Here is a 22,510-nt window from a genome sequence, read left to right as displayed (position 1 = left end):
ACAGTCCATTCGCCTGCAGGCAGGCTCCCACAGGCTTCATCCCCGTCGTCCCGCACTTGATGCGGGATCCAGCGACTTCCACCCCGCCGTCGTCCCAAACTCGATGGCATCGCTGCTTCGCAGCTCAGCGAGCTCGCGATGATGCCGCTCGGTTTGGGACCCAGTGTCTTCCCCGCCCCCGTCGTCCCGGCCTTGAGCCGGGATCCAGCGATTTTACGGGTCCGGGTTTCCGCCTTTCCTCCGCGCCCCGGCGTCTCTGCGAGAAAACGCGTTTGAAGCTGCGTTCGCCGCCTCCGACGCAAGATCCGTACCCCGACGCCGGCATCCGCCAGCCGCAGTCCGGCCCCGGGGCCACCCGGCCGCCCCCGAGCCGGTAAAATGCTACGCCGGATTCCTCACTTACCGCTTCCCGGAGACCCCCAATGACCATCAAGGTTGCCATCAACGGCTACGGCCGCATCGGCCGCAACGTGCTGCGCGCACTCTACGAGTCGGGCCGCACCGACGAGATCCAGATCGTCGCGATCAACGACCTGGGCGACGCCGAGACGAATGCCCACCTGACCCGCTACGACACCGCGCACGGCCCGTTCAACGCCGAGGTCAAGGTCGAAGGCGACGCGCTGGTGGTCAACGGCGACCGGATCAAGGTGCTGGCCGAGCGCGACCCGAGCAAGCTGCCCTGGGGCGAGATGGGCGTCGACGTGGTGCTGGAATCGACCGGCTTCTTCGCCAGCAAGGACAAGGCCTCGGCCCACCTGCAGGCGGGCGCGCGCAAGGTCGTGATCTCCGCCCCGGCCGGCAAGGACCTGCCGACGATCGTCTACGGGGTGAACCACGGCATTCTCAAGGACGGCGACGACGTCGTCTCCAACGCCAGCTGCACCACCAACTGCCTGGCCCCGCTGGTCAAGCCGCTGCACGAGAAGATCGGCCTCGAGACCGGCCTGATGACGACGATCCACGCCTACACCAACGACCAGGTGCTGACCGACGTCTTCCACAAGGACCTGCGCCGCGCCCGCTCCGCGACCATGAGCCAGATCCCGACCAAGACCGGCGCGGCCGCCGCCGTCGGCCTGGTCCTGCCGGAGCTCGACGGCCGCCTCGACGGCTTCGCCATGCGCGTGCCGACGATCAATGTCTCGGTCGTCGACCTGAGCTTCGTGGCCAGCCGCGAGACCACCGTCGAGGAAGTCAACGAAACCGTCAAGGCCGCGGCCGAGGGCGAGCTCAAGGGCATCCTGGGCTACAACGTCGACCCGCTGGTCTCCGTCGACTTCAACCACAACCCGCACTCCTCGGTCTTCGACGCCACGCTCACCAAGGTCAGCGGCAAGCTGGTCAAGGTGCTCAGCTGGTACGACAACGAGTGGGGCTTCTCGAACCGCATGCTCGACACCGCGCTCGCAATCTCGAAGACGAACTGATCGAGCAGTTCAGCGCAAGTTCCGAAACGGCCCGGCATAGTCCGGGCCGTTTTCGTTCCGGGCGTCTGCCTTTTTTCCTGTCATCCCGGACTTGATCTGGGATCCAGTGTCTTTGGTTTCGATCTTTAGAGGATTAACGCGAAGGCGCGAAGAGGCGAAGAAACGCAAAGAGAACCGAAGGACTTGATAAGGCGGAACCCCAAGAGCGTTCTCTCGCAGAGACGTGGAGCCGCAGAGGAAAAGCATACGGGAGGGAACTGCCACAATCTCTGTCATCCCGGCCGAAGAGCCGGGACCCAGCGACTTCCCCTCCGCCGCCGTCCCGCACCCCACGTTCTATCATCCCGCGCTTGACCCGGGATCCAGTGACTTCCACCCGCCGTCGTCCCAAACTCGATGGCATCGCTACTTCGCAGCTCAGCGAGCTCGCGATGATGCCGCTCGGTTTGGGACCTAGTGTCTTTGGTTCTGTTCATTAGATGATGGGCGCGAAGACGCAAAGGCGCGAAGAGAAAACCGAACGAGAGGGCCAGAAAAGTCACTGGACCCCGGGTTGCTGAATCGAGTTCAGCACAGGCCGTCGCTTCGCTCCGCCCGGGGCGACGGGGAGGGGGCGCCACCGAGGTTCCGTCGTCCCGATCCCGATCCGGCACCCAGCGACTTCCCCTTTCTCCGTCATCCCGGCCGTAGCGCAGCGAAGAGCCGGGACCCAGCGACTTTAGTTTCGGTCCCTTAGATGATGGGCGCGAAGCGGAGAAGGAGCAAAAAAAACGCAAAGAACAGCGCGTGCTGGAAAGTCACTGGACCCCGGTTACTGAATCGAGTTCAGTACAGGCCGTCGCTTCGCTCCGCCCGGGGCGAGGGGGCAGTGGCGCTGTGGGGTCGCCGTACTCCCGGCTGCAACTCGTTCCGCGCCCTAGCCACGGTCCCTTCGGCCACCCCTTCCCGTCGTCCCGCACCTGATGCGGGACCCAGCGACTTCCGGGTGTTCGTTCAACCAGTCTCCGTCGTTCTGAACAAAAAGGCGTTGCGAGCGTCCGCTTGAATCGGCATTGGGCATCAGGAGATTTCCTACAGGAACTCGGGTCGTTTTCCTACTGACTTTGCGATGCCAAATGTGGAAAATAACTTCGCAGGTTCAGTTCCTCGGGAGAGTTGGCGCTTCTGGGGCTGAATTCTATCCATGTGTTGGCGACCTGGTGCTCAGCGATGAGGCGAAGGTCTTGGTTGAAGATTTCACTAATGGTAGGGAGGCTTTTGTGTCAATCAGAAATTTACCACTCAACTCGCTGTTCATTCTGCTCTTGCTCTGGACGAGTTCCTCGTTCGCCGATCCAGCTTGGTGGAAAATCTGCACGGAGTGCCAGGAGACCAACGACTTCCAGGTCGAGGCGGTGAACACCAGCGGGGGTGACGGGCTGGTTTTCGTTTCGAATCCAGAGTCCCTGCAGACCCGGAAATTCAACCGATTTTCGACCCTGGAGGATTTCGGTACCGGCCTGGTGAGGATGACCCACGTAATCGAAGCGCAGCTTACGCCGCAGGAGCAGAACGCGTTCCGCGACGCTCTCGAAAAATCGCAATTTACGTTTGCGACGCTGGATGCGGCAACGGTGAATGCGTATGCAGGAGTGCCGGCCTATCCGTCCGCGATCTTCGCGATCAGGAACGGTCGGTTGGGGAACTCCTTCTTCTTCGGGGTCACGGCGTCCATCCACGCAGCTGGAATGATCCCGACGCGCGAATCCGTTGGAGCGAGTGCCGGAGTCAATATTCTCGAGGTGATCAGCGGTCAGTCGGGCGCGAACGAGACCATTCGGGTGGTGCCCCTGTCCATCCGGGTGCAGTACCCCGATGGCTCGAACATCAACGCGGTCTACCATCCGGACGGTTCGTGGTCGGATGTGCATCTGGTCGACGAGGACGGAAATACGATCGACATCGACGTCGATTCGACCTTGAACCCGGTTCTTGTCGCTACGATCGTCGGGGACTATGTGTTCGCCGGCCAGGATGTGCGTGATGCGATTATCGACTTCATCCGGGCCGTGGGCCTTTCAGAGCGACCTGGCGGGGGGTGCACGTGGAGAGAGCTCCCCAATGGAGACATGCAGATCAGCTGCTCGCGGTCATGAGCTGAATCGGTAACCAGAGCAGACCGCGAGTGACTGCAAGACGGCGCCCGGACCGGGCGCCGTTTCTGTTTCGTCTTGATCGTCCGTGATGTCGTTCGGCCCGTGTTCGAACTGGAATGGCCGAGGGAACTTGAGGTCACCTTCCAGGGGCAGGTCGGAGACCGCCCCTCGTCCTGCACCCGATTGCCTCGCTGCTTGGCAGCTCAGCGAGCTCGAACTTCGCCACTCGGTTCGGGGCCCAGCGACGTTCATCCCGCCGTCGTCCCAAACTCCATTTGGGACCCAGTGTCTTTGGTTCTGTTCTTAAGATGAGTAGCGCGAAGACGCAAAGGCGCTAAGAGAAAAGCGATTTTCTGAAAACGACAAAGACACTGGGTCCCGCATCAGGTGCGGGACGACAGGATCTGAACCCTTAATGTGCTCAACCCCTGTCGCCCCGGGCTTGACCCGGGGCCCAGTAACTTTCACACGTCCGTGCTGTAGCGTTTCTCTTCGCACCTTCGCGCCTTCGCGTCTTTGCGCTATTCATCTAGAAGAAGCGGCCCGGACCCACGCCCAGGCCCAACCCTCAGAGCTTTCGCCCCAGCTTCTTCTCGGCGAGCTTCTTCTCGAGGTTCTGGAACGGAAAACGGATGATCTCGTAGGCCGCCAGCCCCTGGATGCCCAGGCCGATGACGATGCCGCCGAAGATCACCCAGAGGACCGGTTCGTCGAAGCCGAAGGCGGTGAAGAAGACCGCCGCCAGGATCACCAGGCTGAGCACGCCGGTGTAGAAGGCCGAGACGTTCTGGGCGTATTCCAGCGCCTCGGCCTCGTCGGCCTCCAGGTGCTCGCGCTTCGGGGGTTCGGTGGTGCTGCTGTCGGTCGAACTGCTTTGGGTCGAGCTGCCTTCGGCGGTGTGGCGGTCGGGGTCGGTCATGGCGTCGTGCTCCGGTTCGGGGGTGGGAAGAAACGTGGTCACATCCACCTCGAACACCGCGGCCAACGCATTGGCCGTCTCCAGGCTCGGCGCGTGCCCGCGCTCGATCCGCTGGATCGTGCGGACCGAGACATCGGCCAGTTCGGCCAGCTGGTCCTGCGACCAGCCCTTCCGGAGACGTAGCTTGCGAACGATCATCGCGCTTCCTGTCGCATTCGAGGCGCCACCATCCTCGGCCCGGAGCGGCCGATTGAACACGACACCAACCTGCAATCTACCCGAAACGCGCCGGACAGCGCAGCAATTTCAACCACTTGGGATCTTGAAAGCGCCTGTACAGCCGTCGCCCCAGACCTGATCTGGGGCCCAGTGTCTTTGGTTTCGATCTCTAGATGAGGAGCGCGAAGACGCAAAGGCGCGAAGAGAACAGCAGATTTGCCGGATTGAACTCTGGGAGGCCGGCTCCGCCGGGCGAGCCATCATCCGTTGACTCGAAACCACAGCCGACCTAGGCTGGCCTCCGGCGTGGGCAGAGGTTTCTCGATGCGAAATATTCGGATCAAACAGCTCGTTCTATTTTTCCTTCTTGTCGCTCCGGCGATTGGCTGGGCCTGCAGCTGTGCCGTCGGGCCTCTTCCGTCTCGCCAGGCGCTTCTAAACGACTACGAATTCGTGTTCTCCGGCGTTGTCATTGGTCGGGAAGTCCCGAATCAATGCGAAGGGCCCGGATGTATCAGATCCAGCAGGGAACCTGTCTTCTACACATTGCGTGTCGAACACGTCTGGCAAGGCGAGGTCGCGGCCACGGTCCAACTGCGGAGCGTGATTGCAGAAGCGTCCTGCGGTGTCGGGTGGTCGGTCGGAGAGCGTCACCTGGTCACGGCCCGCCGCCGGAGCGACGAGGGAAGGATCGTCGTGAGCTTTTGCCAGCTCGGAAGCAAGGATTGGCCCGCAACGCAGCACATTGTTCGTCTTCTGGGCGAGCCCGCGGAATCGCGGGTCGATTTCCCGCCGCCCGACCACCAGGTTCTGGCCGCCCACCTGTTTTCCAGCGATCGGCACCTGCGCGATCTGGCACTGGACTTCTGGACCGCCTCCCGCTGCGGCCGCAACTACCTGTTCCGGATCATCGACCGCCTGCCGCTCGCTGATCGGGAGCGGGTCGCGGTCCTCCGGGAAATCCTTCCCAGCGTCGACCGTCTCGGCCGCCCGCCGCAAAACGGCTTCGACCCAGACGAACCGTTCGTCTACGAGTGCCCGCCAATTCAGCAAGCCTGGGTCGACACCCAACTGGGCCGCTAGCCACCGTCTCCCCATCGACACCGCCGACTATTTCCGTCGTCCCGAACTCGATCTGGGGCCCAGTGTCTTTGGTGTTCCATTTTCCAGCTTTTCCTTCGCCTTCTTCGCCCCTTCGCGTTGATCCTCTGAAGCCCGAAGCCACCAGCTCTCGAACAGCTCTGCCCCGGCCGCTGGCACTGCCGCCCCGAATCTGGCAACCTTGGCCCCAAGGCGTTGCACCCCGTTTCGAGCCGCTCCCCGCGGGCGGCGATTTCGTAATCGATCCGAATTGAGCAGAAAGTGACCATGAAGACCCTCGACCAACTCGACCTCTTCGGCAAGCGCGTGCTGATCCGCGCCGATCTGAACGTGCCGATCCGCAACGGCCACGTGTCCAGCGATGCGCGCATCCAGGCCTCGCTGCCGACCTTCAAGCAGGCGCTGGACGCCGGCGCGGCGGTGATGGTGATGTCGCACCTGGGCCGCCCCACCGAGGGCGAGCCGAGCGAAGAATTCAGCCTGAGGTCCGTCGCCGAAAAGTTGACCCAACTCCTCGGCCAGCCCGTCGAGCTGGTCACCGACTGGATCGACGGCGTCGACGTCGAGCCCGGCCGGCTGGTGCTGCTCGAGAACGTCCGCTTCCTGAAGGGCGAGAAGGACAACGACGACACGCTGGCCGAGAAGATGGCCGCGCTGTGCGACGTGTTCTGCATGGACGCCTTCGCCACCGCCCACCGCGCCCAGGCCTCGACCGAGGGCGTGATCCGGCATAGCAAGGTCGCCTGCGCCGGCCCGCTGCTGGCCGCCGAGGTTTCCGCGCTCGACAAGGCGCTGGCCGACCCGGCCCGGCCGCTCGTGGCCATTGTCGGCGGCGCCAAGGTCTCCGGCAAGCTGCAGGTGCTGGAGGCGCTGATCGAGAAGGTCGACCAGCTGATCGTCGGCGGCGGCATCGCCAACACCTTCCTGGCCGCGGCCGGCTACCGCATCGGTAGCTCGCTGCACGAGCCGGACCTCGTCGATACCGCGAAGGCGCTGATGAAGAAGGCGGACGAGAAGGGCGCATCCATCCCGCTGCCCACCGACGTGCTGACCGCCGAGCGCTTCCACCAGGACGCCCACGCGTCCCTGCGCGACGTGTCCAAGATCCACGCCGACGAAATGATCCTCGACATCGGCCCCGAAACCGCCGGCCGCCTGGCCGAAATCATCAAGGGCGCCGGCACCGTCATCTGGAACGGCCCGGTGGGCGTGTTCGAGTTCGAAGCTTTCCACTCCGGCACCCAGGCGATCGCCCACGCCGTTGCCAGCTGCCCGGGCTTCACCCTGGCCGGTGGCGGCGACACGATCGCGGCGATCGAGAAGTACCACGTGGCCGACAAGGTCGACTACATCTCGACGGCGGGTGGGGCTTTTCTGGAGTACGTGGAAGGAAATGAGCTGCCTGCGTTGAGGGTCTTAAACGAACGCTAAGCTTCATGTGATATATTAATGAGCCTTGGGGTTCGAAAAAAACTACGCTCTTTATGCAATTACATGCATATATGTGGGGATCAAGTTAATGGCTACCGCAATCAAAAAGCCCGCAACAAGAGATTCAGACTTGCCTGCAGTTGTCCGAAAATATCGGGCTGGCAGCGTGAGTTCTTCACGAAAAGACAAGATCTCCTTTTGGGGAGCACTTGAGATGGATATTGATAGTGTTCGTGTTTCACGGGCGGACGCTCGTCGCGCATACGAAGTGATAAAGAAAACACGAAAAAAGGCGGGCTAACTCCCGGGGCCTTTTATGACTGCAACTGCTGGGGCGGTGTTGCAGGCGCTGCCATTCCTGCTTCTGGGTTTTCTTTTTAACGCAGCGTACCTACGTACAAGATTTGTATGCGCTTCTGCCGAGGGGCAGCGCTTGTTTTTCTTGGCGTCTTCTACTGGCGCGGTATTTGCTTTGTTTGGGTGGTGGCTAAGGCCGAAATTAAGAGATTCGGTGTTTTGGGGGGTCTTGGAAAGCCTTCCTGGTCAGTCCACGGCGCAAGTGTTTGCCGCCATCATCGGCGCGGTATTCGTATACGCCATACTTACCGTTTCCCTTTGGCTTCGCACAAGATTTGTCAAGCTAAAAATCGGGGCAGGCGTTCTGCTTTTCTTAACCGCTCTACTTTTTATCCTTTTTCTTTTCTCCGAGCATTTTATTGCAGAGGTTTCATCGGTTGGCTTTGTGTCTGTATGGGCTGGTGCATCTAATGACGTGCTGGCTCTTTTGATATTAGCCTTGGTTTTCTCAGTTTTGCTCGCTTCACTGTGGATTGCCTTTGCTGCTGCGGAAAACTCGTTGCCTATTCTCCGAGCGACTCTTACTTCACGCTTGATCAGTCTGAGCGATCAGATTGTCAGATACTTATCAGGCATCAATCTTCTTTCGAAGCGAAATTCATTTCGACAGTTTCTTAAGTGCTGGCGTAGTATCAATCTCAAGCGCTATTTGCATAATAGCTACCCGTCCCTTTTATCTGAAGAGTCTGCTCCGAACTTGAATCAGCTGGCATATTGTGAGTGGGTGAAGAGAAGTGGCAGCCCAATACAGAAAGTTGCGATCGAAGCATTTGAACGACAACACATGGTGCTTGTTTGTTTGAAGAGTAGAAAAGTCTATGCCGGCCTAATTTTCCGCATGCCTCCGGCAAGTACAGATTGGCAAGGGCAGTCTTTGGAGCTAGTCCCGGCCTTTTCTGCTGCCCGTTCTTTATACACGTTGCAATTCACATCAAGGCTTGACTATTTCTCGTTTGCAGTCTGGCAGCTAATTAGATGGCGGCAGCGCTTGGCATTAGCGTATGGTGCTACTACTAGGGAAAAAAGACGTCTGCTGGGAGAAGATCTGGCGGATGAGGATATCAAGTCAGAACTTGATGATTATGATCAACTGCTGTCTGCAAATGAAGCGCCAGAAAGCTTCAGCATCGTTGACTGGGCAAAGGTAATTCCAATATCAGAAATCGAGACTATCTCGCTCTACGACCAATCGACGCCGTCTGATTGGTTCTCCGGCGCTGCTGTTCGGTCTTAACAATGGCGAATTTTTTCGCGTTTGTTAAATTTATCTTGGGCAGTTTGGGCATCCACTGTTTGGCGCACTAAGGCGTCATCAAGGCGAGTGCCTTTGCTGGTGGACGGGTGATGCTCGACACTTACTTTGGAGCCGGTCCGCATTATGTGCTTATCTGGCACGGATTGATTTATCTGCTTAAGTGTCAGAAGTTCCAGAGTCGAAATGCTTCGGGTCGGCGCTTGAGATGACAAATCGAGAAGCATTCTCATATGTAAATCTATTGAATAGCCCTAAAGTCTCGCTATCGACCTTAGGAGCAACTTGATCCTGTCCTTCTTTGTCTTTCAGAAAAAGAATGCTTGACGGCGCTATCGGAAAAATTGCATTGACTCTGTTTTTTCCTGGCCCGGTGGCTTTCCCGTGATCATCAAAAAATGTAATGGGTATATCTGAAGTGAGTATTTGATCACCTCTAGCTCGAAGAATAGTCCATCTGAAAGAGCTGAGGCGCTTGGAGATTCTAGCTATCCCCTGCCGAGTCGACTCTGCGAAAAATCGTCCAGGGTCCGTAGGATCAGGCGTTTTCTCGAACGGTTCAATAAATCGCTTGGAGCCATCTTCTCCTGTTGCGATTGCGCCTCCAAATAGTCTGTCTCGGTCTGCCATAAGGCTACTCTGGAGATCAAATAGGCGCTTATTTCTTAAGTGTAAAGCCGCTAGAAAGTCTGACACTTTATTTTTTTCCTCATTGTCATCTAGGGCAAAGTTCCCGTCTGCTAGGCTGGGCCAGTAGTCGGCGGCCTCGGCTTCCATTGCCGAAAACTCGTTCTCTAGGGACATGTCTCTATTTCCCTCTTCATCAAAAGGGGTATAGAGGTGCTTCTGGCTGCAGAGCGTGTTCACTGACATCGCCCTCGGCTCGGGGATTTGACCACTCTTGTCAATGACGCACACTTTCGGCGATTTCGTCCCTCTAGTTTGAGAAATGGCAAAGTGTTTTAGGTAGAACTTCGGAACCCAATGTTGTTGTTTAGGGGCTGCCTTTTTGCTCATGGCGATTGTCCAAGGTCTTGAAAATTCACGGCTAATTCGTGATGTCTCGCTCTGCAACTTTCTAGGGACAGGCTTATAGATTCGCGGCCCCCGCCCCCGGCTTGATCCGCTGGTGCAGGAACGATATCCCCACCAGCGCCAGCCCCAGGCCCATGAACGAGGCCACGCGAAGCAGGCCGTCCAGGTCGGACAGGTCGATGAGGAAGATCTTCAGGATCACGACCGCGAGCAGGACCAGGCCGCCGCGATAGAGGCTGGGCCATTGTCGCATGCCGGCCAGCAGCATCGCGCCCACGGCCATCAGCAGCCAGACCACGGAGTAGGTGTACAGCTCGCCGGCCGGCGTGCTGGTCTGGAGTGAGACGGTGCCTTGCCAGAGGTGGCGCACCTGGAACGACACGAAGACGAAGCCGGCAATTCCAATGAACAAGGCCGCCGGCTTCTTCGCGCTCTCATAGAAGCGGGCGAACAGAACTCCGAGCACGATGGGCAGGCCCAGCGCAAGCGTCAGCAGGTTGAAGACGGGCTCCGCACCGATGGCGTCGACGGCCCAGCGGTCGCTGTCCAGCAGGCTGCGCAGGATGCCCAGGTAGTTGAGCAATGCAATGGCCAGCAGCGCCAGGGAATAGCCGCGGTACCAGCGGGCCAGGCGGTCGCTGATTCGGGCGCGCTGGTGGTAGACCAGGCTCAGGGCCCCGGCCAGGCCGATGTTGAGCGTGGCCTCGGCGAAGCTGTATTCGGCGAACAGGATCCGGCCGTCGTGCAGCAGGTAGCGTGCCTCGGCCCAGATGGTCAGCACGAACAGGTGCAGGGCGGCGATCTCGGTCCACTCGCGCAGCCTGGAATGGTCGATCAACTGCCGGCTGGCTGCCCAGCACAACAGGGTCGCGCCGCCGTAGGTCCACAGCGGCCAGTGCCACAGGTCCGGGTAGTCGGCGAGCCAGGGATTCACCGTCAGGCGCACCACGACGACCGCCACGACCAGCTTCAACAGCCAGCCGATCGCCGGAACCTCGAAGCGGCGGATCAACCAGGCCAGCGACAGCACCTGCGCGGCCAGGGCAAGGGTCAGCGTGGCGGCCTCGAAGGCCACCGCGACCGCCAGCGCATAGCCGCTGTGCCCGGCGATGAAGTGCCAGATGCCGATCCAGCGCGCGCCGTCCCGGTCGGATGACCGCTTGGTAGCTCGATTCGTGGCGATGACCGCGACGGCCATCTGCACCGCGGCGACGCCGGCGAACAGGAGCGTCCAGTAGAGCGGGCGGGTGGCCTCGCTTGCGGCCAGGTACGCACACAGGCAGGACAGCACCGGCGTCATGGCCAGCACCGAGGCCCACCACGCGCGTTGACGACCGTGCCGCACGGCCCAGAGCGCGGCCAGCAGGTGGAGCAAGGCCAGGCTGGCCAGGGAGAGGAACAGCGCGCCGTAGGTGTTGACCGGCTCGTTGATCCGCCCGAGGTCGAGGTTGGGCATGGTCGTGTACAGCGAAACGATGCAGACCCAGGTGCCCAGCAGCAGGGTCCAGACCACGGCCAGCAGGCGCGGCTGGCGCAGGGCGACGAACAGCAGCAGGGCGGGCAGGGCCAAGAACGCCGGCCAGTATTGCAACCAACCGCTGTGCAGCACGGAGCCGAGCTGCGCCAGGGCGATGGCAAGCAGGACCGCCGGCATCCCGCGCTCCCAGATCGGTGGACAGGTCTCGTCGTCGGCCTCATTCTTGTTGGACTGCGATTCGTCTGACTGGATTTCCGTTCCGTCCTTCGCGGAACGCTTGAAGCGCCTCGGCAGCCAGACGCCACCCGGATGCGTCTTCAGCAGGCGCCAGTTGTACGGGCAGATCGCCAGCAGCAGGTAGGCCAGCGCGGCCAGGTAGAGCCCGCGCATGCCGTCGACCTGGCTGCTGTCCAGCGAAAGCAGCCACCAGCCCAGCGCGCCGGCGACCGCGCCCCACCACAGCCAGCCGATGCGCACCACGCGCGCGAGCAGCAGCACCGACGCGGTGATGATCAGGGCGTAGATCAACGCGGCGAACATATTGCCGCTGCCGGTCGAGACGAGGATCGGCACGGCGTAGGCGCCGAGCATGCCGATGATGGCCAGCAGGGGGCCGTGCGACACGGCCAGCCACATGGTGGCCAGGGCGACCAGCGCCAGCACCACGAACACCAGCGTCGGGCTGAACATATGGTAGTAGTGCAAGGCGGCCAGCAGGGTGGCGAACAGGGTGATGCTGCCGCCGCCGGCCATGGCCGCCAGCGACGGGTAGCTGCCGCTCTTCGTCTGCAGCCACGCGGCACCGGCATGCAGCGCCACGCCGGCTCCGATCCCCAGCGCAATCCGCAAGCCCGGGCTGAGCAGGCCCTGCTCGATGGCGTAGCGAGCCAGGAAGATGCCGGCCAGCGCGATCGAGAGCCCGCCCAGCCAGGCCATCCAGTTGCGCTGCAGCGCCTTGAAGAACGGCCAGGGGTCGAGGACGAGCGTCGAGGCGGGTGGGGCGGGCGGCGCTGGGGGTGTCGGGCGGGGGTCCGAAGCGGCTTCGCCGGGCTGCTCGATCTTGGGAGACTGCGTGGTCGGCTGCTTGGTATCCGACGCCATGGTGGCCGGGCTGGCAGGAGCAGGTTCGGCCGGCCGGGCCGGTGGCGGTGCGGGGGGTGTGTCCCGGCGAGTGTCGGGCGTCGGCTCGGTGCGCGGTTCCGGCGCGTCCCGTTCGGCACCTTCGTCTCGTCGGTCGGATCGCTCTCGCGCCAGGTACGCGACGCGCGCCTTCAGATCCTGCAGCTCTCGCCGAAGCGTGTTGGTCCTGGCGAAGGCCACCAGCCCAAGAATGCCGCCGACGACCAGCGCCAGGCAGCCCAGCAGGAACAGCGCGACCACGGATTCCATGCAGTGTTCTTCCCCGAGACCTGGCTGGGACCATGGTCTAGGGGCTGAATTTTGTCAATCTCGGGGCTTGCATCCAGGAAACAATTCATCTGCGTGCTTGAATCCTCGAGAGAATCGCGTGGGGGAAACGCCTGGGGAATCGCGGACACCCACAGATCGAATTCCGGAGTCTGCAGCACCGATGAGGACAAAGGTCATCGGCCCCGGGAGAGCCTGGTACTGAACAAAGGTGAAAAACCGAATGGGTGTATACGCCCCGGGGTCATCTCTAAATTCATGTTGGGCCGGAGCGAATGAAAGCGCTCCATCGAGGGCCCGAATACATGTCAGCAGATCCTCTTTCTTCGTCGGACAATCAGGACACGCGACCTTCCGCCTGACGGAGGTCAGTCTCGCTCGGCGCTGAACGGACCAGAAGGCGAAAAATCAGGCTTGACCGGGCGAAGGCGACCATATATGTCCAGTAGGTGTTGTCTCCGGTGAAGTGCTAAGAGACGCACGGTGCAGCACCTGAGTCGCCTTCACGGTTGACAACTGGCCGTCTTCAAATACTATCGGGCTGGGGCTTTAACGTAGGCGTAATTCGATGAAATATTTCTTGCTCTATATTGCGATCTGGTGGTTAATGTCCGCCGACCGCGTCGTGGCTGAAAATGAGATCTTGACCGTGGGCACGGCGATAGAAATCGATGGAAATGCAAGTGTCGGCTTGCATTTGAGCAATGTAGAAGACGTCGTGGGATTGCAGTTCGACTTGCAATTCGATCAAACTCGAGTTGATCTTGATTCAATCGACTTTTGTGGCAATTCTGTCGAGGAAGAGGGCGATGCAACAAGCACGGGAGGTGTACTTAAAGTGTGCCGGCGGCTCCCCGCTCCAAACGATGACTTTGTGAGAGTTTTGGCTGTCGACCCGTCTTTATCCGGCCTTCCTCCCGGCATTCTTGGCAGCCTTAATTTCAAGACAATCGAAGGTGCCACAGGTGTTGTGGCACTGACTCCTGCGGAATGTTCCTTCTTGGCCGTCGATAAATGGGGGTCGGAAGTGGCATCGGCTTCCGAAAGCTTTAAGTCAGGACACATAGCATTGGCCGATAGTTCCGCTTATGCGCCAAGCCCATCAGAAATCGTGAGAATCGATCTAACTGGGCCTTCGACATTTGCACCTGCCCCCTTCGTTGCTGAGCATCGGATTTCGAATTTCCTGGTCACACTAGCAAACCGACCGGAGGAAGTTGAGCTAAGTTTGCCGGGAGAGACAGTTCCCTTGCAGGTGTTTCTGTCAAAGTTCGATGCAGGCGACGGTTTTGTTGAGCGATTGGATTGTAGTGGAGAGTTGGTTCCAGACCCTCGCGCTGAGGTTGCAAAGTCGTTCTCATGGGCTGGAGAGGGAAGCGGGGTTGCGATGCACGTCACTAGTGAGCGCGGCGTTGTCATGGGTGAGGTGATTGCAAACGGGCGTGCATTCAAGGTCTTCGGGAATGAAGAAGATGGTCTCACGCTTAGCGAGATTGCGCCCTCTCCTCCGGCGTGGGGATCTTCCCTGTCAGCGAGCGTTCCTGCAGATGGATTCAAAGAGTCCTATGCGATCAGCCCCAACATTGAGTTTCTAAGACACAACTTGCCGGAACTGTCTTTAACTCTGCCAAATATTGGAGAGGTTGTTGCTACGAGGAGTCATTTCGAGGATCAGAATGGGGACTGGCTATGGGAAGGTCATTTGCCTGGACGATTCGAGTCGATTGTCATCACCGGCTCAGGGTCCAAGATTTATGCAACGATTGTTACTGAAGCTCAGAATTTTGTAGTAACACCTGGCGCCACGGGGCATTCGTTGAGCGTTCCGAGCGAGCCCTATGCTGGTTGCGGCGTAGAGCTCAATTCGCAGCCTGAGGCTCCAGGCTTTATCGAAGGTGAGGCGACTGGCGGGCAATCCACTGGAGGGGGTTCCGCAAGCATTGATGTCGCGTTCTTGGCGAGCAATCAAGCTTGCGACCTCATTCTTTCGCAAAGTTGTGATGCACTAGAGCAGCAATCGGGGGGGGCGCAAATAATTAGCGATCAGTTGCAGCTCTTTGCCCAAGCAAGGCTCAATACAACAAACTTCGCTCTCAATGAAAGTCAAGTTGATGCTGAGCTAAATCTAATATACGCCGATAGGCTTGATTATGATGACTCGGGCAATACTTTTGACGACTTGGTTTGGCTGCAGGGGGATTTGTTCGTGCAGGCGCTGCGCGATCAACTTGGTGCTGATCTGGTAACAATGACGATAGGAAGCGGAGCCGGGTTTTCTGGATACGCGAATATCCCGAGAGGCATTCAACTGGGGGATTCCTCCTTCGCAGCATTCTCCGTGAATATCTATAGCAACCAGATCGGGCAGAACATTGACGTGCATGAGTTCGGGCACAACCTTGGCGGCGAGCATAACCCGGAAGAGTCGCCGGCTAATCCTGGAGACCCTCCCGGGCAGGTGTCCTATCCATACGCATTCGGTCATTACAGCGATGCGACGTCGGGAGGGGCATTCACAACTGTAATGACTGCTAATTGGCCACTATGGTGCGGGGGTGGTTCGCCGCCGTGCACTCAGCCCCTACTCTATTCAAATGCCGATATTGTGTGCGCTCAGTGCAATGGGTTTCCAGCCGGAATTCCAAATGTCCGAGAAAATGCTAAAGCATTTGTCCTGACTGCCCCGGTAATTGCTGCGTACCGGGATCGACCAGAGATTATTTTTGCGTCGAGCTTTGAACAATGAAGGCATGTATCTTTGCCGCAATGATCTTGCTCAGCGGCATGCCAATAGCTGCATATTCGGGCGGTGATACAGACCTTGCGCTGGGCATTGTCGCAAACGGCGAGGTCGATGGAGTCACAATCCGTCCAGGCGAAGAAATTCGGGTTAGCTTTCTCTCAACAAATGAGGGCCCGGCTGACGCTGATCTCTTGGTCATTGGCGCCACCGGCCTTATCCGTAATTTTTCATTTCCGTTTGATATCGACTGCCCTGGGCTCACTGTTGCGCAAGGCAGAGGCGTTGATCTTTCTGACTACGGAATTGTCTGGCAAATATCGCCGCTGTTGGTGAATCAGACTCTTGACTGTCAGTTCACGCTGAGGGCCTTGAGTATTGTGGATGACAATGAAACCCTAGAAATTCGTTACTTATCAAGCTTCACAGATCCGGATCCCAGCGATGATGAAGCGAGCTTCGAAATCACCTTCTTGCCCGCACTTCCGGAGGCAGTACCAGTCCCCGCGCTTTCTCTCCTCGCGCAGATGTTCCTGGTCTTGGGATTCTTGATCCTGGTCGCCGCCGGTAGTGCCAAGCGTCGCGCAGCCTGATCGTGCCCGCGAAGTTCGGCCACGCCCCATGTGGGAGACCAAACGTGCCTTGCCGACTACCGATAACGGAGACACCCACTGTTAAAAGCACGTAAAAACAGTACTGTAGGCCATGGCGGGAGTCAGATTCCTCCCGGGTCCTGTCGACGATCAGCGCGCAAGGCAAGTCGCTCGAGCAGCTCGGCGGTGGAAGGGGATTGTGCGCACAGCATCAGTTTCTCGGAACGCGACAGCCGCTTGAGCCGGTACTCGGCCCGCAGCGCCAGTGACCGTCCGCCCACGGCGACGGCGTAGCGCAGCTCGATGGACGCCGATCCGCGGGTGAATCGCGCAGCCCGGGAGCGTCCGTCGCGATGCTCCTGCAAGCGCCGTTCGGGGTCGGTGGTGACGCCAGTATAGAGCCGTCCATCGCAGTCCAGCACGTAGATCCACCACGTGGTCTCGGGCAATCCATCGTCCATTCGCCGATCTTACTGGACGGGCCTGCGGAGATCCTGCTGGACCGCCGAGGATTGGCTATCCTGAGACCGGCACCTGGCATTCATCTTTTGGCATTCACGCTTCGGCATTCACGCTTCGGCATTCACCTTCCAGCATCCAAGAAGACTCACCATGAAGAAACCCGTTCGGATCCTGCGCAACGCCGGCCTCGTGCTTCTTGTGCTGGTCGCGCTGACGCTTTTGCTGATCGTCCTCTCGCGCCTGACCACGCCGGGTGCGGAGCAGCGCGCGGCGGTCGAGCTGATGCAGCAGGATGAGCTGCCCGATGGTCCCGATGCCTACGGCTTGCTCTGGACGCTGGAACGGGACGTTCCCCTCGACGAGATCGACGCCGTTCTGCGGGCCGATGTGGCGAAGGTGGCCGGCTGGCCGGAGGACTGGGCTGCGGACGAGGCGCCCGGTGATGTCCTTCGTGAGGATACGGCTTGGCGACGCGACGACTATCCAAACCTGTCGCCGTCGCAGGAAGATCGTGACTCGTTCTGCCGGACGGACGGAGAGACGGGCTGCCTGGCGCAGGTGCGGGCCGCACCCGAGGCCACGGCGCAGGCCCTGGCGCGAAACGAGGGGCTGCTGGCGCGCATCCAGCGTCTTCGTGACTTCGAGGTGCTGCGCAATGCCATGCCGGCGAAGCTGATGGCACCGATGCCGGCCTTCGTGCACGGGCCATTGCCGATGACGGCGCACGCGCTGGAATTCGTCCAGGGCAACGAACACCAGGCCGTGGCCGAAACCTGCCGCGACCTCGCCGTCTGGCGCCAGCTGACCCTGAACACGGACCTGGTGATCGGCGCGATGGTCGGCATCGCCTACGCCGGCCGCGCCTACGGTGAGCTGCTGGCCGAGATGCTGGCGGAATGGCCCGTGGATCGGCCGCTCCCCGAGGCATGCAACACAGCGCTTGCGTCGATCGCCGACCGGGATCTGCGCCTGTGCCACGCGCTGCGCGGCGAGTTCCGGGTGCAGCAGGGCCTCTTCGGGCAGACCGAAGCGGTCATGCAGGCCGATTCGTGGCCCGGCCGCGTGCTGGGTCGGCTGGTCTACGACCCCGAATCGACCGTGGCCCTCGCGGCCGAGCAGCTCGCCCCGTACTGCCGGCCCGAGGTGCCTGGGCGACCGGACCATGACTGGCCCGATTCACGCAGCGAGGTGCTCCTGCGCTGGGATTGCGTCGGCAATTTCCTGGGCTGCACGATGACCGGTCTGGGCAGCGGTGCGGTCTACGGCGCCTACGCCGACCGCATGCTGGACTTCGACGCAAGGCTTCGGCAGCTGCGGAGCCTGGCGTGGATGCGCACGCAGGCCGGCAGCGGCGAACGCGCCGATGCCCTGATCGAGCGACTGCCGCCCGACCTCCGTGACGAGAACCAGCCCATCGAGCTTACGCCCGACGGTCGCGGGCTACGCGTCGCGCTGCTCGATGATCGCCGTGGCGACTGGGCCGAGATTCCGCTGCCCCCGGCGCTGTGGAGTGCGGAAGTCGAACGCGAGGAGTAGCTGGAAAGCTGTGGAGACGTGGGCCGCGTGGTCGAGCGGATGGGTCAGTACATTCGTCCGCTGCTAAAGTGCTCGCAGGTCCTTGCGATGGACCATCGCAATCGCACCTGCTATCGCAATCGCAACCGAAATCGCTCGGCCTTTCAACAGGAATGGAAAGCAACATGATGTATCCGATCGGACAACCGGGCCGAGCCTGGAGCAATGAAGAACGCGCTCAGTGGCTATCGCGCCAATCGGTCAAGCGAAGCTACGAGCAGGAGGTGCTCGGCAAAGTCCACGCTCTGGAGGGCCGTTTTGATGTGTGTTCCTACGGCGAGCTGATTTATGGTCCGGATCGCTACCCATTACGTGCACTCAAGAGTCGGCAATGGTCGCAGGATCGACCGACGGTCCTGGTGACCGGGGGCGTCCACGGCTACGAGACGTCCGGGGTGCATGGTGCACTGCTCTTCGCGCTCGAGGAGGCCGCCGAGTTCGAGGGTCGAGTCAACCTGCTGATCGCACCGTGCGTCAGCCCATGGGGTTATGAGCGTATCCATCGTTGGAACGCCGATGCCGTCGATCCCAATCGGTCATTTGTGGCGGACAGCCCCGCACAGGAGGCGGCAGCGCTGATGCGGTTCATCGCCCGATTCAGCGAGCAGATCCTGGTGCATATCGATCTCCACGAAACCACGGATACGGACGAGTCGGAGTTCCGGCCAGCACTCGCCGCGCGTGACGGCAAGCGCTTCGAGCCCGGCAGCATCCCGGACGGGTTCTACACGGTCGGCAACAGCGAACAGCCCGAGCTTGCTTTCCAGAGCGCAATCATCGAAGCCGTTTCCAGGGTCACGCACATCGCGCCAGCAGACGAGAATGGAGAGATCATCGGTTCCGAGGTGGTTTCACCCGGCGTGATCCTCCTCCCGTACAGGAAGCTGGGGCTGTGCGCGGGCATGACGGATGCGCGATTCGCGACGACGACCGAGGTCTATCCGGACAGCGAACGGGCAACGCCCGAGCAGTGCAACCGCGCACAGGTGGCCGCGGTCCGTGGTGGTATCGAATACGCGCTGACAGCGGGCTGACGGCGTGCCCGATCGTCGGGCGCCGCCTCGACGATGAGGTTTTGAAGAGCACCGAGCAAAAGAACGCCGACGCCCATTCTTCTCGCTTACTCGAAAAAAGGGCTCCCGAGGGAGCCCTTGTGCATTGATCGTACTGAAAGCGACGTCGATCAGGTCGCTGCTCAGGTCGCCGCTCAGTTCGTGATCGGCCGATGCTCCCCCGCGTCCGAGGTCACCGAGCTCACGACCATGATCGCGATCCAGGCCAGGATGAAGCCGGGGATGATCTCGTAGACGCCGGGGCCGCCCAGGAAGGAACTGTTCCAGCCCAGGGCGATCCAGGTCATGACGGTGGCGGCACCGGTGATCATGCCGGCGAGTGCGCCCGCGCCGTTCGTGCGCGGCCACATCAGCGACAGGAGGATCAACGGACCGAAGGCGGCACCGAAGCCGGCCCAGGCGTTGCTGACCAGCGAAAGCACCTGCGAGTCGGGGTCGGACGCGATCACCGCGGCGACAAGGCCCACGAGCACGACGCTGACCCGGCCGACGCTCACGCACTCCTTCTCGCTGGCTTCCTTGCGCAGGAACAGGCGATAGAAGTCCTCGGTCAGCGACGAGGACGAGACCAGCAGCTGGCTGGAGATCGTGCTCATCACGGCCGCCAGCAGGGCGGCGTAGAGGAAGCCGGTGACCAGCGGGTGGAACAGCAGGTCGGACAGCAGGATGAAGATGGTTTCCGGGTCGTCGACGGTCATGCCGTTCCGTACCGCGTAGGCGCGGCCGAACACGCCCAGCGACAGGGCGCCGATCAGCGAGATCGTCATCCAGCCCATGCCGATATTGCGCGCGGTGGGGACTTCCTCCAGCGTGCGGATCGCCATGAAGCGCACGATGATGTGCGGTTGGCCGAAGTAGCCCAGCCCCCAGGTCACGGCGGACAGCCAGCCGACCAGGGTCAGCCCCTCGGTCCACGAGAGGAAGGTCGGGTCCACTTCGTTCAGCGTCTGCGAGGCCTGGGCGAAGCCGCCGCCGCCTTCGCCGAACAGCACCACCGCCGGCATGATGACCAGCGCCAGCATCATGATGCAGCCCTGGACGAAGTCGGTCATGCTGACGGCCAGGAAGCCGCCGACCACCGTGTAGACCAGGACGATGCCGAGCGTGATGACGATGCCCATCGAGTAGTCGCTCATGCCGCCCATGTTGAAGATTCCGGCGAACGCGCTTTCGAACAGCTTGCCGCCGGCCACCAGGCCCGACGCGGTGTAGACCGTGAAGAAGATGACGATGACGATCGCCGACACGGTGCGCAGGGACAGGGCTTTCGTCGGGAAGCGGTTGGCCAGGAACGACGGGATGGTGATCGCATTGCCGTAGTGGACGGTCTGTTCGCGAAGGCGCGGCGCGACCAGGATCCAGTTGAACAGCGCCCCGACCAGCAGCCCGATACCGATCCAGCCCGCGCCCAGGCCGGCGACGAACAGCGCGCCGGGCAGGCCCAGCAGCAGCCAGCCGCTCATGTCCGAGGCCCCGGCCGACAGGGCCGCGACCTTCGGGCTGAGGTTCCGCCCGCCCAGCATGTATTCCTCGGACGACGAGGTCGACTTCCGCATCGCGTAGACGCCGATCGCGATCATCAGCGCGAAATACCCGATGAGACTGATCCAGATACCGATAGCCACTCTCTTCTCCAGTGTTCAGGTGATGTTCGAGGTGGGAACGCGCGCGAACCGGGTCGTACGCCGGCTGCCGGCAGGAACGCTTGCATCGACCGGCCGCGGCAAGCCGCGCCGTCGAGCCGTGCCATCCGTACGGTCAGGAGTGGCGGACGTTCGAACCGCGTTCCGAAACGCAACGCCGCACCGTGGACGCACTGCATCCAGGCGCCCGCGTGCGCGTTCCCCTTCGATTCGAGGCGGAAAGCCTAACAAATCCCCCGGGGTGCCTGCTCACGGGCGCGTCCGGGACGGCCCCGGAACGCGCCTGCACGACACCGCGAATTCCCTCTCATCAGTCGCCGAATCGTGCCCCGTGCAGGGCCGGATGCCCGCCGTGCGGTGCGCCGTCCGGTGCCGCCGGAGGCCCGCCTCGAGGGCGCGCAAGCCTGGCGGCGTCCCGGTTGCGCGACAATTCACGACAGGAGTACACTTTTGTGACGTTTGTCACGCTATGCGTGTTGGCACCAGGGACAGCGCGGCGGCGGCGAACGAGGACTCGTCACCAACAACAACAGGAATCGACATCATGAGCATCCACACTCTTTCACGCGGTCTCCTGGCCGCGGCCGTTCTCGGCGCATGCGCCCTGCCCTGTGCCGTCAGCGCCCAGGACAGCTACGACTACGCCGGCATCGACGTGCCCGGCACCGACGGTTCGCAGACCTTCGGGATCAACAACAGCGGAATCTCAGCCGGTACCGCGTTCATCTTCGGCGGCCCGGGCGGCAGCGTTCCGTTCACCTACGACACGAAGAAGGGCACCGTGACGCTGGTCGACCCGGTCGCCGGCTTCGACGACACCAGCGTCCTGGCCATCTCCAACCGCGGCAGCCTGGTGGGGAACGTATTCACGGCCGGTGTCTCGAGCGGGTTGTTGCTGGACAAGCGAGGCAATGCCACGGTGTTCGATCATCCGGATTCGGTCGGCAACACCTCGGCGCGGGCGATCAACAGCCGCGGGCTGATCGTCGGCATCTACGATCGCTTCGAGCCGCTCTTCGGCCAGCCGTTTCCCGCGGGCTACCTCTACGACCCGCGCAGCGACGAGTTCACGGCGCTCGTTCCCGACGGCTTCTTCACGATTGCCCAGGGGATCAACGCCCGCGGCGAGATCGTCGGCAGCTCGTTCTTCTTCTCGGAAAACGATCCCTGCAACCCGGGCGCCCCGCCCGGCGGCTTCGTCAGTTACGCGTGGCTGCGCGACACGGACGGCGACGTGCAGTTCTTCACCGTCAACGGCAGCCCGACGTCGCGTGCCCGGGGCATCACCGATAGCGGCACCGTCGCCGGCTTCTTCCTGAACACGGACACGGGCACGATCGAGGGCTTCGTGACCGACATCGGCCCGGGCCAGTGCCAGGACATCGTCATCGGCCCCGACGAGCGGCTCGTGTTCCCCGGCGGAACGGCCACGTTCGCGCAGTCGATCTCGAACAAGGGTGTGGTGGTCGGCCAGTACAACGACGCGGACGGCGATCCGCAGAGTTTCGTTGCCACGCCGAACTGATCCACCCGGATCGACTCACTCGCGCCGGTCACCGACCGGCCGCACCTTCGACGCCCCGGCTATCCGGGGCGTTGTTCTTGCGGTTCACGAAAACGGGCATTGCGACACGGGTGCCTGTCGAACTCGATCCGCACCG

General features: G+C 61.3%; 15 protein-coding genes. 10 read left to right on the top strand and 5 right to left on the bottom strand.

Annotation, left to right across the window (positions count from 1 at the left end; genetic code table 11):
* The first annotated feature begins 422 nt into the window (after nt 1-422).
* Together gap and KUV67_05260 are read left to right on the top strand one after the other, a co-directional pair.
* A complete protein-coding gene (gap, locus tag KUV67_05265) occupies nt 423-1,430 on the top strand; it encodes a type I glyceraldehyde-3-phosphate dehydrogenase (protein ID MBY6204279.1) in 1,008 nt (335 codons plus the stop codon).
* A 1,115-nt stretch (nt 1,431-2,545) separates the two neighbouring features.
* A complete protein-coding gene (locus KUV67_05260) occupies nt 2,546-3,565 on the top strand; it encodes a hypothetical protein (GenBank protein ID MBY6204278.1) in 1,020 nt (339 codons plus the stop codon).
* A gap of 568 nt (nt 3,566-4,133) precedes the next feature.
* On the opposite strand, the gene KUV67_05255 is transcribed toward KUV67_05260, so the two are convergent.
* Nucleotides 4,134-4,682: a helix-turn-helix domain-containing protein gene (locus KUV67_05255; GenBank protein MBY6204277.1), complete on the bottom strand. Its 549-nt coding sequence runs from the start codon at nt 4,680-4,682 to the stop codon at nt 4,134-4,136.
* Nucleotides 4,683-5,027: 345 nt separating this feature from the next.
* Here KUV67_05255 and KUV67_05250 point away from each other — a divergent pair, with 345 nt between their 5' ends.
* The 3 genes from KUV67_05250 to KUV67_05240 all read left to right on the top strand — a co-directional run bounded on the left by KUV67_05250 (nt 5,028) and on the right by KUV67_05240 (nt 8,826).
* Nucleotides 5,028-5,786 (top strand): hypothetical protein, encoded by a 759-nt coding sequence (locus KUV67_05250; GenBank protein MBY6204276.1) that lies wholly within the window; start codon nt 5,028-5,030, stop codon nt 5,784-5,786.
* Nucleotides 5,787-6,065: 279 nt separating this feature from the next.
* Nucleotides 6,066-7,235, top strand: a complete 1,170-nt coding sequence (locus KUV67_05245; protein MBY6204275.1) for a phosphoglycerate kinase — start codon at nt 6,066-6,068, stop codon at nt 7,233-7,235.
* Between the two features lie 316 nt (nt 7,236-7,551).
* On the top strand, nt 7,552-8,826 hold the full coding sequence (locus tag KUV67_05240; protein MBY6204274.1) for a hypothetical protein: 1,275 nt from the start codon (nt 7,552-7,554) through the stop codon (nt 8,824-8,826).
* Nucleotides 8,827-9,003: 177 nt separating this feature from the next.
* Here the strand turns inward: KUV67_05240 and KUV67_05235 are convergent, their stop codons facing one another.
* Both KUV67_05235 and KUV67_05230 read right to left on the bottom strand, forming a co-directional pair.
* The gene (locus tag KUV67_05235) at nt 9,004-9,861 is read right to left on the bottom strand and encodes a DUF4238 domain-containing protein (GenBank protein MBY6204273.1); all 858 of its coding nucleotides are present in this window, start codon (nt 9,859-9,861) and stop codon (nt 9,004-9,006) included.
* Between the two features lie 73 nt (nt 9,862-9,934).
* Complete coding sequence (locus KUV67_05230) at nt 9,935-12,745, bottom strand: DUF2339 domain-containing protein (protein MBY6204272.1); 2,811 nt, start codon at nt 12,743-12,745, stop codon at nt 9,935-9,937.
* 586 nt (nt 12,746-13,331) lie between these two features.
* Between KUV67_05230 and KUV67_05225 the strand changes: the two genes are divergently transcribed.
* Both KUV67_05225 and KUV67_05220 read left to right on the top strand, forming a co-directional pair.
* On the top strand, nt 13,332-15,509 hold the full coding sequence (locus KUV67_05225) for a hypothetical protein (GenBank protein ID MBY6204271.1): 2,178 nt from the start codon (nt 13,332-13,334) through the stop codon (nt 15,507-15,509).
* A complete protein-coding gene (locus tag KUV67_05220; protein ID MBY6204270.1) occupies nt 15,506-16,096 on the top strand; it encodes a hypothetical protein in 591 nt (196 codons plus the stop codon). Before KUV67_05225 ends, KUV67_05220 begins: the two co-directional genes overlap by 4 nt.
* Nucleotides 16,097-16,218: 122 nt before the next feature.
* On the opposite strand, the gene KUV67_05215 is transcribed toward KUV67_05220, so the two are convergent.
* Entirely contained in the window at nt 16,219-16,557 is a 339-nt protein-coding gene (locus KUV67_05215; GenBank protein MBY6204269.1) for a GIY-YIG nuclease family protein, read from the bottom strand.
* 151 nt (nt 16,558-16,708) lie between these two features.
* On the opposite strand from KUV67_05215, the gene KUV67_05210 reads away from it, so the two are divergent.
* Both KUV67_05210 and KUV67_05205 read left to right on the top strand, forming a co-directional pair.
* The gene (locus KUV67_05210; protein ID MBY6204268.1) at nt 16,709-18,094 is read left to right on the top strand and encodes a hypothetical protein; all 1,386 of its coding nucleotides are present in this window, start codon (nt 16,709-16,711) and stop codon (nt 18,092-18,094) included.
* A 152-nt stretch (nt 18,095-18,246) separates the two neighbouring features.
* Complete coding sequence (locus KUV67_05205) at nt 18,247-19,167, top strand: M14 family metallocarboxypeptidase (protein ID MBY6204267.1); 921 nt, start codon at nt 18,247-18,249, stop codon at nt 19,165-19,167.
* 173 nt (nt 19,168-19,340) lie between these two features.
* Here KUV67_05205 and putP read toward each other — a convergent pair whose 3' ends face one another.
* Nucleotides 19,341-20,831 (bottom strand): sodium/proline symporter PutP, encoded by a 1,491-nt coding sequence (putP, locus tag KUV67_05200; protein ID MBY6204266.1) that lies wholly within the window; start codon nt 20,829-20,831, stop codon nt 19,341-19,343.
* 562 nt (nt 20,832-21,393) lie between these two features.
* Here putP and KUV67_05195 point away from each other — a divergent pair.
* The gene (locus KUV67_05195; protein ID MBY6204265.1) at nt 21,394-22,374 is read left to right on the top strand and encodes a DUF3466 family protein; all 981 of its coding nucleotides are present in this window, start codon (nt 21,394-21,396) and stop codon (nt 22,372-22,374) included.
* The last annotated feature ends 136 nt before the right edge of the window (nt 22,375-22,510 follow it).

The organism is Halomonas denitrificans, assembly GCA_019800895.1.
Lineage (GTDB): Bacteria > Pseudomonadota > Gammaproteobacteria > Xanthomonadales > Wenzhouxiangellaceae.
The sequence above is the reverse complement of the archived record's forward strand: the minus strand, read 5'-3'. Positions and strand labels throughout refer to the sequence as shown.

Bases quoted from the DNA above. Each gene is read 5' to 3' on its own strand.
- KUV67_05205 (MBY6204267.1), top strand. From the start codon at position 18,247: ATGGAAAGCAACATGATGTATCCGATCGGACAACCGGGCCGAGCCTGG.
- KUV67_05220 (MBY6204270.1), top strand. From the start codon at position 15,506: ATGAAGGCATGTATCTTTGCCGCAATGATCTTGCTCAGCGGCATGCCA.
- KUV67_05235 (MBY6204273.1), bottom strand. From the start codon at position 9,861: ATGAGCAAAAAGGCAGCCCCTAAACAACAACATTGGGTTCCGAAGTTC.
- KUV67_05230 (MBY6204272.1), bottom strand. From the start codon at position 12,745: ATGGAATCCGTGGTCGCGCTGTTCCTGCTGGGCTGCCTGGCGCTGGTC.
- gap (MBY6204279.1), top strand. From the start codon at position 423: ATGACCATCAAGGTTGCCATCAACGGCTACGGCCGCATCGGCCGCAAC.
- KUV67_05215 (MBY6204269.1), bottom strand. From the start codon at position 16,557: ATGGACGATGGATTGCCCGAGACCACGTGGTGGATCTACGTGCTGGAC.
- KUV67_05225 (MBY6204271.1), top strand. From the start codon at position 13,332: ATGAAATATTTCTTGCTCTATATTGCGATCTGGTGGTTAATGTCCGCC.
- KUV67_05250 (MBY6204276.1), top strand. From the start codon at position 5,028: ATGCGAAATATTCGGATCAAACAGCTCGTTCTATTTTTCCTTCTTGTC.
- KUV67_05210 (MBY6204268.1), top strand. From the start codon at position 16,709: ATGAAGAAACCCGTTCGGATCCTGCGCAACGCCGGCCTCGTGCTTCTT.
- KUV67_05195 (MBY6204265.1), top strand. From the start codon at position 21,394: ATGAGCATCCACACTCTTTCACGCGGTCTCCTGGCCGCGGCCGTTCTC.
- KUV67_05260 (MBY6204278.1), top strand. From the start codon at position 2,546: ATGTGGAAAATAACTTCGCAGGTTCAGTTCCTCGGGAGAGTTGGCGCT.
- KUV67_05255 (MBY6204277.1), bottom strand. From the start codon at position 4,682: ATGATCGTTCGCAAGCTACGTCTCCGGAAGGGCTGGTCGCAGGACCAG.
- KUV67_05240 (MBY6204274.1), top strand. From the start codon at position 7,552: ATGACTGCAACTGCTGGGGCGGTGTTGCAGGCGCTGCCATTCCTGCTT.